Source organism: Pseudomonas sp. ES1 (genome assembly GCF_050586605.1).
Lineage (GTDB): Bacteria > Pseudomonadota > Gammaproteobacteria > Pseudomonadales > Pseudomonadaceae > Aquipseudomonas > Aquipseudomonas sichuanensis.
In genome coordinates this window covers 56,735-69,673 of sequence record NZ_JBOBDM010000015.1, presented here as the reverse complement: position 1 = coordinate 69,673, position 12,939 = coordinate 56,735, and the positions used below count along the sequence as shown (strand labels likewise).

11 protein-coding genes are annotated in these 12,939 nt (G+C 64.3%); 5 read left to right on the top strand and 6 right to left on the bottom strand.

Features of this window, described 5'->3' with window-relative positions; all coding sequences use genetic code 11:
- Nucleotides 1-105: 105 nt before the first annotated feature.
- Together ACQ4N9_RS08835 and rarD are read left to right on the top strand one after the other, a co-directional pair.
- Nucleotides 106-1,692, top strand: a complete 1,587-nt coding sequence (locus tag ACQ4N9_RS08835) for an EAL domain-containing protein (RefSeq protein ID WP_390969169.1) — start codon at nucleotides 106-108, stop codon at nucleotides 1,690-1,692.
- Nucleotides 1,693-1,728: 36 nt separating this feature from the next.
- Nucleotides 1,729-2,616: an EamA family transporter RarD gene (gene rarD, locus ACQ4N9_RS08830; protein ID WP_390969167.1), complete on the top strand. Its 888-nt coding sequence runs from the start codon at nucleotides 1,729-1,731 to the stop codon at nucleotides 2,614-2,616.
- Here rarD and ACQ4N9_RS08825 read toward each other — a convergent pair.
- A complete protein-coding gene (locus ACQ4N9_RS08825; RefSeq protein ID WP_125463901.1) occupies nucleotides 2,579-4,150 on the bottom strand; it encodes a TerC family protein in 1,572 nt (523 codons plus the stop codon). The genes rarD and ACQ4N9_RS08825 overlap by 38 nt on opposite strands.
- Nucleotides 4,151-4,410: 260 nt before the next feature.
- Between ACQ4N9_RS08825 and ACQ4N9_RS08820 the strand changes: the two genes are divergently transcribed.
- Nucleotides 4,411-4,995 (top strand): LysE family translocator, encoded by a 585-nt coding sequence (locus tag ACQ4N9_RS08820; RefSeq protein WP_390969165.1) that lies wholly within the window; start codon nucleotides 4,411-4,413, stop codon nucleotides 4,993-4,995.
- A gap of 43 nt (nucleotides 4,996-5,038) precedes the next feature.
- Here the strand turns inward: ACQ4N9_RS08820 and ACQ4N9_RS08815 are convergent, their stop codons facing one another.
- Both ACQ4N9_RS08815 and ACQ4N9_RS08810 read right to left on the bottom strand, forming a co-directional pair.
- Nucleotides 5,039-5,818 (bottom strand): AraC family transcriptional regulator, encoded by a 780-nt coding sequence (locus ACQ4N9_RS08815; protein ID WP_390969163.1) that lies wholly within the window; start codon nucleotides 5,816-5,818, stop codon nucleotides 5,039-5,041.
- A gap of 10 nt (nucleotides 5,819-5,828) precedes the next feature.
- A complete protein-coding gene (locus ACQ4N9_RS08810) occupies nucleotides 5,829-6,371 on the bottom strand; it encodes a helix-turn-helix domain-containing protein (protein WP_110992595.1) in 543 nt (180 codons plus the stop codon).
- A 154-nt stretch (nucleotides 6,372-6,525) separates the two neighbouring features.
- Here ACQ4N9_RS08810 and ACQ4N9_RS08805 point away from each other — a divergent pair, with 154 nt between their 5' ends.
- Both ACQ4N9_RS08805 and ACQ4N9_RS08800 read left to right on the top strand, forming a co-directional pair.
- Entirely contained in the window at nucleotides 6,526-7,308 is a 783-nt protein-coding gene (locus ACQ4N9_RS08805; RefSeq protein ID WP_110992594.1) for an aldolase, read from the top strand.
- 33 nt (nucleotides 7,309-7,341) lie between these two features.
- Entirely contained in the window at nucleotides 7,342-8,235 is an 894-nt protein-coding gene (locus ACQ4N9_RS08800; protein ID WP_390969161.1) for a dihydrodipicolinate synthase family protein, read from the top strand.
- A 72-nt stretch (nucleotides 8,236-8,307) separates the two neighbouring features.
- Here ACQ4N9_RS08800 and ACQ4N9_RS08795 read toward each other — a convergent pair whose 3' ends face one another.
- From ACQ4N9_RS08795 to ACQ4N9_RS08785, 3 genes are all read right to left on the bottom strand, one after another.
- Nucleotides 8,308-8,949: a hypothetical protein gene (locus ACQ4N9_RS08795; RefSeq protein ID WP_390969159.1), complete on the bottom strand. Its 642-nt coding sequence runs from the start codon at nucleotides 8,947-8,949 to the stop codon at nucleotides 8,308-8,310.
- A 149-nt stretch (nucleotides 8,950-9,098) separates the two neighbouring features.
- Nucleotides 9,099-11,318, bottom strand: a complete 2,220-nt coding sequence (locus ACQ4N9_RS08790) for a TonB-dependent siderophore receptor (protein ID WP_390969157.1) — start codon at nucleotides 11,316-11,318, stop codon at nucleotides 9,099-9,101.
- A gap of 158 nt (nucleotides 11,319-11,476) precedes the next feature.
- Nucleotides 11,477-12,895 carry a short-chain fatty acid transporter gene (locus ACQ4N9_RS08785; RefSeq protein ID WP_125463894.1) on the bottom strand — a complete coding sequence of 473 codons (1,419 nt, stop codon included), beginning with the start codon at nucleotides 12,893-12,895 and terminating at the stop codon, nucleotides 11,477-11,479.
- Nucleotides 12,896-12,939: the final 44 nt, after the last annotated feature.

Genomic DNA, 12,939 nt, shown 5'->3' with positions numbered 1-12,939 from the left:
TCTACATTGCGTAAATTTGTTTGTCGCGTTTTAGTTCGTAGGCTTCACCGACAAACGGCTATCCTTGCCGCTGACACACCCGTCCGCCACTGGATACACCTGCGCATGCCCCTGACCCCCAAACGCCCTGCCCGCTGGAGCTGGCGCACACTGCTGCCCTGGGTCGTCGGGGTGCTGCCGCTGGTCTGCGGGCTGGCCGTGACCCGCTGGCAGACCGAGCGCGAGCTGCAGGCCAACAGCCAGGCCACCGCACGCGAAGTGGTCGGGCACATAGAAATGATTCTAGACAGCCTGTCCAGCGCCGCGAACCAGCTGTTGCCCAAGGCCGGACAGCCCTGCGAACAGCTGCAGTTGGCACTGCGCATAGAAGTCACGCGCAATGCTTTCGTGCGCTCCACCAGCCTGTTCGATCACGACAACCTGTATTGCACTTCGCTGTTTGGCAATTTCGAAGAGCCGGTGAATGCGCGCGACTATACCGACGGACAGCTCTGGCTGATGGACGGCAACTCCGTCACGCCAGGGCATCCACTGCTGGTTTACCGGGTCAGCCAAGGTGATCGCGGGGCGATCGCCACGGTGGACGGCAGCCACCTGCTGACGGCCTTGCGCCTGATCGCTCAGGATGACGAGCTGTTGGTGCGGGTGGGCAACCACTGGATGGGCCAGCAAGGCCTTGTGCAACAAGGCACACCGCCGGTCGCAGTCAGCGCCCCCGCCACTGTCTCCTCGACACGCTACCCGTTCAGCGTGCAGGGCGGTTACGCCGCGGGTAAGCTGGGCGAGTTGATGCGCTCGCGCTACCCGGCCCTGCTCAGCCTGCTGCTGATACTCGGCGTGGTGGCCGGCAGCGTCTGCCGGTGGCAGGTACGCCGCGCCAACTCGCCCCGCGCCGAACTCGACCGTGCGCTCGAAGCCGGCGAGTTCCTGCCGTACTTCCAGCCTGTGGTGCGCAAAGGCGACTATCACTGGGCCGGGGTCGAAGTGCTGATGCGCTGGCAGCATCCGCGCGAGGGCCTGGTACGCCCGGACCTGTTCATCCCCTACGCCGAACACAGCGGGCAGATCGTCGCCATGACCCGCGCCCTCATGTTCAACACCGCACAAGCCCTGGCACCCCATGTAGCGCTGCTGGACGACGGCTTTCACGTCGGTATCAACATCACCGCCGATCATTGCCGCGACCTTGGCCTGCTCGACGATTGCCGCGCCTTCCTCCAGCAATTCCCGCCCGAGCGTGTGGTACTCACCCTCGAGCTGACCGAGCGCAAACTGATCGAACCCACCCCGGTGACCCTGGAGCTGTTCGAAAAGCTGCACGAGATGGGGGTGATGATCGCCCTCGACGACTTCGGCACGGGCCAGTCCAGCCTCAACTACCTGCGTCAGTTCAAGGTCGACTACCTGAAGATCGACCAGAGCTTCGTCGCCATGATCGGTGGCGATGCGCTGTCGCAACATATCCTCGACACCATCATCGAACTGTCGGCCAAACTTGGGCTGGGCATCGTGGCGGAAGGGGTCGAGACTGCGGTGCAGCGCGACTACCTGGAGCGCCACGGGGTGGACTTCCAGCAAGGTTATCTGTTCGCCCGGCCAATGCCCGCCACCGAGCTGCTCAGGGCATTGGCCACGCGCCCTGGCAGGCTGCGGTTGCCGCAAGACGCGCCCCCTGAGATCATGCGCGGCTGATCCGCCCGCTCACCCTTCCCGTTCTTCGAGGCATTCGTGTCAAAAGGCATCGTTTCATCGGTCATGGCGTCCTGTCTGTTCGCCGTGATGTATTTCTATACCTCCTTCCTCACACCGCTCGACGGCGAGGAAATCTTCGGTTGGCGCACCCTGCTGACGCTGCCCTGCCTGACGCTGTTCATGTTGGTTTCCAATGACTGGAAGCGGGTTGGCGAACTGTTCGCGCGGGTACGCCGCACACCCCTGCTGCTGCTGGGCATGGTCGGTACCTCATGGTTGATGGGGGTGCAATTGTGGCTGTTCCTCTGGGCGCCGCTGCACGGGCGCAGCCTGGAGGTGTCGATGGGCTATTTCCTGCTGCCACTGGCGATGGTGCTGACTGGCCGCCTGGTCTACGGCGAACGCCTGTCGCGCCTGCAAAAGGTAGCAGTCAGCTGCGCAGCCCTGGGCGTAGGCCACGAGCTGTACCAGAACGGCAGCTTCGCCTGGGAGACGCTGCTGGTGACGATCGGCTACCCGATATATTTCGTCTTGCGCCGCCGCTGCCGCACCGACCACCTGGGCGGCCTGTGGTGCGACATGTGCCTGCTGCTGCCCTGGGCCCTGTACTTCGTGGTCCAGGGCCCGTTGTCAGCCGCGGACCTGGCGCAACACCAGAACCTCTACTGGCTGATCCCGCTGCTCGGGGCGATCAGCGCCAGCGCGCTGATCGCCTATGTGCTGGCCAGCCGCATGCTGCCGTTCAGCTTGTTCGGCTTGCTCAGCTACGTCGAGCCGGTGCTGCTCGTGGGCGTCGCCCTGCTGCTGGGCGAAACCATCGGCCCGGATCAGTGGCTGACCTACCTGCCAATCTGGGCCGCGGTGCTGGTGCTGGTGCTCGAAGGCTTCAAGCACCTGCTGCGTCAGCGTCGGCGCTCGGTGTAAGGCGCACCTGACGCACGCGCCGCTCCTCCACCGCCACCACGGTCATGCTCCAGCCGTTCCACTGCAGGCGATCACCGACCACCGGCAGGCGGTCGAGCAGGCTCATCACCAGGCCCGCGAGGGTCTGGTAGTCCTCGGTGGCACGGGCCACGAAGCCGGTACGCGCCTGCACCTGGGCCAGGTTCAGGGCGCCGCTGACGACGAAACCACCCGCCTCCTCCACCACGCCCGGCCCTTCGACCTCGCTGGCGTCCGGCAGCTCGCCGGCGATCGATTCGAGGATGTCGGTCATGGTCAGCACGCCGGTGAAATCACCGAACTCGTTGACCACGAAGGCAATGTGCGTCGACTGCCCACGCATCTGCTCCAAGGCGTTGAGGATGCTGAAGCTCTCCAGCAGGTTCAGCGGTGCCCGGGCCAGGGCCTCAAGGTCTGGCTGGTTACCGGCCAGAAGCTCCTTGAGCAGTTCCTTCTTGTGCACGAAGCCCAGCGGTTCCTCGATGCGACCGCCGCGGATCAGCGGCAGGCGCGAGTACGAGGAGTTGATCAACGCCTGGGTGATCACCTCGGCCGGTTGCGCCAGGTCGATCGCATCGACCTTGGCGCGCACCGTCATCACCGTGCGGATCGGCCGCTCGGCCAGGTTCAGCACGCCACTGATCATCACCCGCTCGCGGCGGTCGAAGACCACTTGCTCGCTACCATCCTCTACCAGGTCGGCGATCTCCTCGCCCACCTCGTCAGCCTCCACGCGGCGTCCGCCCATCAGGCGCAGCACGGCATGGGCGGTACGCTCACGCAGCGGTCGGTGCTGTTGCACACTGCGCTTGCGGCGGGCGCGGGCCAGTTGGTTGAACAGTTCGATCAGCAGCGAGAAGCCAATGGCCGCGTACAGGTAGCCTTTGGGGATATGGAAGCCCAGGCCTTCGGCGGTCAGGCTGAAGCCGATCATCATCAAAAAGCCCAGGCACAGCATGATCACTGTCGGGTGGGCGTTGACGAAGCGGGTCAGCGGCTTGCTGGCGACGATCATGATGCCGATCGAGAAGATCACCGCGATCATCATCACCGACAGATGCTCGACCATACCCACCGCGGTAATCACCGCATCCAGCGAGAACACCGCATCGAGCACCACGATCTGCGCGACGATCGGCCAGAACGCCGCATGCCGCGTCACGCCGCCCGACTGGGCGACATGGCCCTCCAGCCTTTCGTGCAGTTCCATGGTGGCCTTGAACAACAGGAACACACCACCGAACAGCATGATCAGGTCACGGCCGGAGAAGGTCTTGCCGAACACCTCGATCAGCGGGGCGGTCAGGGTGACCATCCACGAGATGCTGGCCAGAAGGCCAAGGCGCATGATCAGCGCCAACGACAGGCCGATCACCCGCGCGCGGTCACGCTGATGGGGCGGCAATTTGTCGGCGAGGATGGCGATGAACACCAGGTTGTCGATACCCAGCACCAGCTCGAGGACGATAAGCGTCAGCAGGCCCAGCCAGGCCGTGGGGTCGGCTAGCCATTCCATTAGCGGGTACTCACAAGGGCGGCGTCACGAGGACGGAGGAAGGATGGCCGGGACGGCCAGAAACTGGGGGGCTCCGCGAAGGTGCTCATATAGACCTTGATCAAAAAAAGGGATGACGATCCTACAATCGAAGCAGCTTTTCCCCACAGCGCGAAACTATTACAAAATCTGTAACAGGGGCTTTGAGCATTTTTGTTCAATACCTGCGTCGTACCCGTCGTCGACCATGGCGGCACTCCATCGTTGCAAGGAATCTGCGCATGAGCTTGTCCCTGTCGATGGCCGCCTTCGCCTTGGCGGCCTCCATTTCCCCAGGCCCGGTCAATATCGTGGCGCTGGGCAGCGGCGCCCGTCACGGCCTGCGCGCCAGCCTCGGGCACGCCGCCGGCGCCACTCTGGGCTTCTGCCTGCTGCTGGTGCTCACCGGCCTGGGCCTGCATGAGCTGCTGCTGCGCTGGCCGTGGCTGCAGCACCTGCTGCTGTGGGGTGGCGTGCTGTTCTTGCTGTACATGGCCTGGAAGCTGGCCAGTGACGATGGCCAATTGCAGGCCGACGCCGAACAACGGGCGCCCACTGCCTGGCACGGCGCGGCCATGCAGTGGCTGAGCCCCAAGGCCTGGTTGGCGGCGGTGGCCGGGGTGGGTGCCTATACCGCTGGCGAGCAGCATCTGTTGTGGCTGTTCACCTGGATCTATGGGCCAATCTGTTTTGTCTCGGTGGCCAGTTGGGCGTGGGCCGGGAGTGTGATTCGGCAGTATCTGGGGGAGCCAAGGCGGTTGCGCTTGTTCAATCGCGGGTTGGCGCTGTTGTTGGTGGCGAGTGCGGGGTATCTGCTGGCGGGTTGAATACCCGTCACCCCGCGATTGCGTTGCCATTGAGCGCCCTGCCTCACCCTGCCCGATAATGCCCCGGCGTCGCCGCCAGGTGCCGCTTGAACGCCCGTTGCAGATGCGCCTGGTCGGCGAACCCGGCCTCCAGCGCCACCTCGGCAATCGGCCGGCCCAGGCGCAGTTGGGCGCGGGCGTGCTGCACCCGCTGGTCAAGCAAATAGCCGTGAGGTGTCAGCCCGAAACGCTTGCCGAAAGCGCGAATCAGGTAGGCCCGGGAAAGCCCCGCCGCACTGCAGATGTCTTCGAGGGTCAGCGGATCCAGACGATGGGCGCGGATGAACGCGGCAGCCATTTCCAGCCGCGGATGCTCCGCCCTGCGCTGGCCTGTTCGCTCATCGCAATAGCCGGGCAGCGCCGCGAAGAATGCAACCAGCAGCGCCTCCTTGGCAGAGGCCGGTTGGTCGTCGAACAGGCCGGCAAACACTTCAAGCAACCGACCGTATAACCCCGACGAGGTGCTGAGCGTCACCTCCGGCAGGGTAAAGCCATGCTGCTGCAGCCACGGCAGGTCGACAAACAGCATCAGGTACGACCAGGGCCCCCCCTGGATCGGGTTGCAGGTATGGACCACACCAGGGTTCATCAGCACGGTGCTGCCAGCGCTGATCTCATGCCGGGCATCCCCGGTGAGGTAGGTGCTGCGCCCGCCCGTGATAACACCGATCGAAAAGCTCTCATGGGAATGCGCGGCATAGCACACCTGGCGCCCATCCCCCACGCGCCGGGCCTCGACAAACGGCAAGGCAGGGTCACGCCAAAACCGCGAGGCCTCGATCATCGCCCAGCCCTCACCCTTCCCCGCCCTGCACCACCACCAGCAACTGGGCCTGGCGTTCGCCCACGGAGCGCAGGCGGTGTGGGGTCTGGGCGTTGAAATGCAGGGCATCGCCCGCCTCCAGCAGCACCCGCTCGCTCATGAAGTCCACCTCCACCTGGCCCTCGTGGACGAACAGGAACTCCTCGCCCTCGTGCTCCTTGAAAGTCGGATCAGTGAACTCGGTGGGGGGCTGGATCAAGAACGGCAACAGGCTGCGCTGGCCAACCTGGGAGGTGAGCACCGCGTAACCCGGCCCCTGGCCGTTGCCGACCAGCGCCTGGCGCTCGCCGCGGCGTACCAGGCTGTAGCGCGCCTGGCCTTCCTGCTCGCCGTCGAACAGCTCCTCGACGTTGACGTTCAACGCCCGCGCCAGTTTCAGCGCGGCGGCGATCGACGGCGTATTCAGGCCACGCTCGACCTTGGACAGGTAGCTCTTGGTCATGCCGGATTTTTCAGCCAGCACCTCAAGGGTGATCCCCAGTTTCTTGCGCAGCAATTTCAGTCGGATAGACATGTGAAGCGGCTTTCCCGGACAAACGCACTTGCTAATGACACTTTGTGTCATATAGGATTATTTGTGTCATCTGATGGACCGCCCCTCCACCGTCGAAAGCAAGGGGGCGGGCCAGCCGAGACATCCACCATCACGCCACAGAGGATCACTCCCCATGGCCAACACCCTGACACACAGCAAAGACCAACTGGTGCAAAAGGCACTGACGCAGATGCAAGGCTCGCTCGCGGATAATACGTGGACTGTGCGCGAAAAGCTGGCCCTGACCTGTCGAATTCTGTTCGACAATGGCCACGACTCGGGCCTGGCCGGGCAGATCAGCGCCCGTGGCCCGCAACCGGGCACCTTCTACACCCAGCAGCTGGGGCTGGGCTTCGACGAGATCACCGCCAGCAACCTGCTGCTGGTCAACGAAGACCTCGAGGTGCTGGAAGGCCAGGGCATGCCCAACCCGGCCAACCGCTTCCACAGCTGGGTGTACCGCGCCCGCCCGGATGTGAACTGCATCATCCACACCCACCCCACCCACGTCGCCGCGCTGTCGATGCTCGAAGTGCCGTTGGTGGTGTCGCACATGGACCTGTGCCCGCTGTACGAAGACTGCGCGTTCCTCGAAGCCTGGCCCGGCGTGCCGGTGGGCAACGAAGAAGGCGAAATCATCAGCGCCGCCCTGGGCGACAAGCGCGCCATCCTGCTCTCGCACCACGGCCAGTTGTCCACCGGCGCCAGCATCGAGCAGGCCTGTGTCTACGCCCAGCTGATCGAACGCGCCGCACGCCTGCAACTGCTGGCCATGGCCGCCGGCACCATCAAACCGATCGCCCCCGAGCTTGGCCGCGACGCCCACGACTGGATCGACCGGCCCAAGCGCCATGGCGCCGCGTTCAACTACTACGCCCGGCAGGCCCTGCGCCAGCACGCCGATTGCCTCGCCTGACCCAACACTGCCTTGCTTGCGGAGCTATTTAGAATGACCACTCAATTCCACGGCATCATCGGCTACACCATCACCCCCTTCAGCCACGACGGCGAGCAGCTCGACCTGCCCGCCGTGGGCCAATCCATCGACCGCTTGATCGACGGCGGCGTGCAAGTGATCGCCCCGCTGGGCAGCACCGGCGAAGGCGCCTACCTCAGCGACAGCGAATGGCAACAGGTCGCCCAGTACAGCCTGGAGCGCATCGGCAAGCGCGTGCCGAGCATCGTCAGCGTCTCTGACCTGACCACCGCGGGGGCCGTGCGCCGTGCGCGCTTCGCCCAGCAACACGGCGCCGATGCGGTGATGGTGCTGCCGGCGGCTTACTGGAAGCTCAGCGAAGCCGAGATCCTCCAGCACTACCGCGCCATCGGCGCGGCCATCGATATCCCGATCATGCTCTACAACAACCCCGCCACCAGCGGCACCGACATGCCGGTGGAGCTGATCCTGCGCATCGTGCGCGAGGTGGACAACGTCACCATGGTCAAGGAGAGCACCGGCGACATCCAGCGCATGCATAAGCTGCAGCTGCTCGGCGAGGGCCAGGTGCCGTTCTACAACGGCTGCAACCCGTTGGCGCTGGAGGCCTTCGTTGCCGGGGCCAAGGGCTGGTGCACGGCGGCGGCCAACCTGATCCCCACGCTGAACCAGCAGCTGTACCAGGCAGTGCTGGCGGGCGACCTTGCCCAGGCGCAGGCGCTGTTCTACCGCCAGTTGCCGTTGCTGGATTTCATCCTCAAGGGTGGCTTGCCGGCGACCATCAAGGCCGGGCTGGGCATGACCGGGCTGCCGGTGGGTGAGCCACGGCGGCCGGTGTTCGGGCTGGATGAACCGAACCGGGTGAAACTGCAAGGGTTGCTGGATGAGCTGCGACAGCTGAAATGATCGTGGCCGGGTGCGCTCCACCCATGCGGTGAAGCGTACCCCGCTCCTGCGCGCATCATCTCGGCGCAGGCTTCAGTCGCACAGTTTTCTCGGCGGGGCGCTGCCCGTCAGCGGCACCGGCATCATCATTTCACCCTGACCGATCGAGGTCAGCTCGCGCACATCGAAACGGCAGGCCAGGCGGGCATTGTCGCCCTGGCCGATGGTGCCCATGCCGATGGTCACCTCGTAGTCGCGCCCCGCCTGCAGGTTGTAGACCCTGGCCTCTTCGTCACAGTAGATCCCCCTGCCCAACGGCGTACCCGCACCGGCCCCCAAGGTCGCAAGCTGGAACGGCGCCGAGGTTGGCACCCGGTACTCGGCCACCACTTCTTCAAGCCGGCCTTCGGCCATGCGCACGGTCGGCGTCAGGCTGAGCAACGGCGGCGACAGCCGCATGGGCATACCCAGCTGGGCCGGAGCCTTTGGAAACTGCGGATAGTTTTCCAGTGCCCGCCCCGCCGAGAAGCGCCCGGCCTGGACCATCTGGTGGCGCAAGTTGGGTGCACAGCGGCCGGTGACGCTGTCACCGTAGACATCCGAGTTGCTGATCACCCGCATGCGTGCGGTAGGCACCAAGCCCGAGGGCTCCTGATAGGGCTGCGAAGGGATGCCGGAGCAGCCCGCCAACAAGAGCACGACCAGAGAGCCCAGGCACGCCGAAACCTTGTTCATTGAAGCTCCTTCATGGCCGAATCCCACCAGCGGGCCGATTGCTCGGTGAGCAAAATAGTAGAAGGTCAAAGCGCTCGATGCTGGAAATACAACATGCCGGATCACCCTCGCATCGATAGAAAGCTGACACGCAAGTTAAAGCCCACGTACTAGAGTTTCCAGTCCAGGCTGACCATCATCGTCCGCGGCTCGCCGTGATACACCCCGTTATAGAAGCCCAGGTTGTTGTAATAGTGCTCGTCGAACAGGTTCTTCACGTTCACCGAAGCCGACAGGTGTTCGTCGAACTGATACCGCGCCATCAGCCCCACCACCGAGAAGGCCTTCTGGCTGATCTCGTCGCGCACCGTAATGATCGAACCGTTCGCCCGCACCACTGGCCGGTTGGCCTGCTTGTGGGTATCGCTCTGCCAGTCCAGGGTGCCGCCCACGGTCAACGCCGGTGTCAGCTTGTAGGTGGTAGAGAAGCGCACCAGGTTCAGCGGTTGCTCGGGGTTCTTGCGCTGCTTGTCGGCGTTGGCCGCGTGGGTGTAGCTGTAGCCCAGGCTCATTTGCCAGTCGGGGCGCACTTCGCCGGCAATCTCTGCCTCGAAGCCTTCGACGACGTTGCCCTTGCCGCCGGACTTGTAGAACACCTCGTTGCCGTTGGGCGGTACCGAATCGTCCTGCTCGGCGACGTTGTCCTGTTTGCTGCGGTACACCGCGCTGCTGAGGTTGAGTCGGTCGTCCATCAGGCTGCCTTTGACGCCCACTTCGTAGACCTTGCCGACGATGGGTTCGAGGTACTGGCGGTTTTTGTCGCGTACCGACTGCGGGTTGAAGATGTCGGTGTAGCTGGCATACACGGTGTACTGCTCGGTGAGGTCGTACAGCACCCCGGCATACGGCGTCCACTGGTCGTTCTGGGTCTGCTTGCTGGGCGTCAGTTCGGTGCCATTCTGTGCCTCGTCGTACGCCCACTCGCGGCTTTCTGTCTGCCAGCTGCCATAACGGCTGCCGAGCACGAAGTGCAGGCGGTCGGTGGGGTTGAGCCGGGTGGCGATGTAGCCGGCCTTCTGTTTGGTGGAGTCACGCGATTCATCGAGCCCGGTATCGATATCCTGGAACTTGGCGATGTTGCTCATGTACTTCCAGTCCGGGATCTTCTGGTAACCGTCGGGCAGTGGCCCTCTGATGAAGTAGGGCGACGTGTTGCGCCGCTCGGATTCACCATAACCGACCATGAAGTCGTGGCTGCGCCCGAACAGCTGGTAAGGGCCTGCCAGGTTGAAGTCGATGGCGTCCATCTGCTCTTCGCCGCTGAAATGCTGATACCAGGCATTCATGCCGCTGCGGTCGGCGGCGGGGAAACCGTTGCCGCCGTAGTACACCTTGCCATCGCTGTCGGACTCGCGATGGGTATAGGCGAGCTTGAGCAGCCAGTCGTTGGCCAGGCGTTGGTCGAGGGTGGCGAACAGGGTCTGGTCTTTCAGCGGCCAGGACGACCAGGGCGCGGCCAGGTTGGTCGAGCGCGGCAGGTCGGCCTTGCCGCCAGTGGCGTTCCAGTACGGCACGGTGCCCCAGGAGGCCCCTTGTACGTGCTTGTTCTGGTAGTCGTAGCCCACTGCAAGCACGGTGCTGTCAGTCAGGTCAGCTTCGAGGATGCCGTAGGCCACCTCACGCTGGCTGGCATATTTGTCCATGAATGACTGGCTGTCACGGTAAGCCAGCACCGTGCGCCCGCGCAGGCGCCCTTCCAGGCCCAGCGGGCCGCCGACGTCGAGGTAGCCGTGGTAGTTGTCGTAGCTGCCGGCAGTGACGCCAGTGCTGATCGCCAGTTGCGAGGTTGGGCGCTTGCGCACCATGGCGATGGTCCCGGACGGGTCGCCCGCCCCGGTGGTCAAGCCGGTGGCGCCACGCACCACCTCGATACGGTCGTAGATGATGGTGTCCGAATCGGACTTGAGGCTCGAGAAGGTATTGAGCATCCCATCGATCTGGAAGTTGTTGATCGAATAGCCCCGCGAATAATAAATCGGCCGCTCGGAGTCGTTGCGCTGCACGGTGACGCCGGTGACATGGGTCATGGCCTCGGAGAGCGTGTCGAGCTGGAAGTCATCGAGCTGCTGGCGGGTCAGCACCGAGACCGATTGCGGGGTTTCCTTGATCGACAGGTTCAGGCGCGTCGCTGCGCTCATGCTGCCGGTGGTGTAGGAGCCGCTGTGCTCGGTGGTGCTGCCCAGGCCCTGGGCGAGAATCTCGGTGGTGCCGAGTTCCAGCACCTTGTCGTCGGACCGCTGTTCGGTCTCTTGTGCCTGCGCAAACGGGCTGACGGCGGTGGCACACAGGCCCAGGGTAAGGGCCATGGAACGGCTGATGGGCGCGAACATCGCTGCCTGTCTCCTTGTTCGTTTCGATGAAAGTCCTTGGCTGCCGACCGGGCGGCATTCACATGAAAACGAATCGCACATGCGAATCATTATCGATATGTCATCGAAACGTAAAAAAGGGCGGTACCTGACCGCCCTTCCCTGGCACTACCCGAGCCTCACGGCATCACGGGCGGCACGTACTGCAAGGTCGTACCCAGCGCCCACAGCAGCACCAGCACCAGCGGCACATGCACCAGCAGTTGGACGAACGAGAAGCCGATCAGGTCGCGCGCTTTCAGGCCCAGCACGCCCAGCAGCGGCAGCATGTAGAACGGGTTGATCAGGTTCGGCAGCGCCTCGGCGGCGTTGTAGATCTGCACCGCCCAGCCCAGGTGGTACTGCAGGTCGTTGGCCACCAGCATCACGTAGGGCGCCTCGATGATCCACTTGCCACCGCCGGACGGGATGAAGAAGCCCAGCACCGCCGAGTACACCCCCATCAACAGCGCGTAGGTGTCATGGGTGGCGATCTGGGTGAAGAACACCGAGATGTGGTGGGCCAAGGTCGCACCGTCGACACCCTTGACCTGGGTGAGGATGGCGGCGATCGAACCGTACAGCGGGAACTGGATCAGCACCCCGGTGGTGGTCGGCACCGCGCGGGCCACGGCATCGAGGAAGCTGCGCGGGCGCCAGTGCAGCAAGGCGCCGAGCATGATGAACAGCAGGTTGTAGGTGTTCAGCCCGGAGATCGCGGTGATCGCAGGCTTGGTGGCGAACTCCTGGTACAGCCAGCCGCCGGCCAGGGCCACCAGCAGCAGGATCAGGATCGGGCTGTACTCCAGCCACTCGCCCGGGCGCGTACGCTGCGGCGCTGGCGGTGCGCTGAAGCTGGGGTCGACGCCGCAGTCTTGCGCACTGCGCGCGCTGTTCGGCCCCGGCGCGGTGGCATAGGCGATCACCAGCGAGACGATCACCAGCGCCGCCAGCATGACCCCGGACTGCCAGAGGAAGATGGTTTCGGTGAACGGGATCACCCCGGTGATGGACAGGATCGACGGCGGCAGGCTGGCCGGGTTGGCCTGCAACTGCGCCGCCGACGACGACAGCCCCAATGCCCATACCGCGCCGAGCCCCAGGTAGGCAGCGGCACCGGCGGCGCGATAATCCATCTTCAAGTCGGTGCGACGGGCCAGGGCGCGCACCAGCAGGCCGCCGAACACCAGCGACAGGCCCCAGTTGAGCAACGAGGCGAGCATCGAGATCAGCGCCACCCAGCAAACGGCCGAACGGCCGTTTTTCGGCAGGCGCGCCAGGCGGTCGATCAGCCGCGCGGCGGGTGGCGAGCTGGCCACCACATAACCGCCGATGACCACGAAGGCCATTTGCATGGTGAACGGGATCAGGCTCCAGAAGCCATCGCCGAAGGCCTTGGCGGTGTCGGTGGGCTTGCCGCCCATCACCAGCGCGCCCAGGCACACCAGCATCACGGCCAGGGCGGCGAACACCCAGGAGTCGGGGAACCAGCGTTCGGCCCAGTTGGAGCAGCGCAGGGCAAAGCGGGCGGAGCGGCTGTCTTGGATATCAGCGGCCACGGGGTTTTCCTTTTATTTGTTTTTTTGATTTTCAACACTGAAGC

Bases quoted from the DNA above. Each gene is read 5' to 3' on its own strand.
- ACQ4N9_RS08835 (WP_390969169.1), top strand. From the start codon at position 106: ATGCCCCTGACCCCCAAACGCCCTGCCCGCTGGAGCTGGCGCACACTG.
- ACQ4N9_RS08825 (WP_125463901.1), bottom strand. From the start codon at position 4,150: ATGGAATGGCTAGCCGACCCCACGGCCTGGCTGGGCCTGCTGACGCTT.
- ACQ4N9_RS08820 (WP_390969165.1), top strand. From the start codon at position 4,411: ATGAGCTTGTCCCTGTCGATGGCCGCCTTCGCCTTGGCGGCCTCCATT.
- ACQ4N9_RS08815 (WP_390969163.1), bottom strand. From the start codon at position 5,818: ATGATCGAGGCCTCGCGGTTTTGGCGTGACCCTGCCTTGCCGTTTGTC.
- ACQ4N9_RS08810 (WP_110992595.1), bottom strand. From the start codon at position 6,371: ATGTCTATCCGACTGAAATTGCTGCGCAAGAAACTGGGGATCACCCTT.
- ACQ4N9_RS08805 (WP_110992594.1), top strand. From the start codon at position 6,526: ATGGCCAACACCCTGACACACAGCAAAGACCAACTGGTGCAAAAGGCA.
- ACQ4N9_RS08800 (WP_390969161.1), top strand. From the start codon at position 7,342: ATGACCACTCAATTCCACGGCATCATCGGCTACACCATCACCCCCTTC.
- ACQ4N9_RS08795 (WP_390969159.1), bottom strand. From the start codon at position 8,949: ATGAACAAGGTTTCGGCGTGCCTGGGCTCTCTGGTCGTGCTCTTGTTG.
- ACQ4N9_RS08790 (WP_390969157.1), bottom strand. From the start codon at position 11,318: ATGTTCGCGCCCATCAGCCGTTCCATGGCCCTTACCCTGGGCCTGTGT.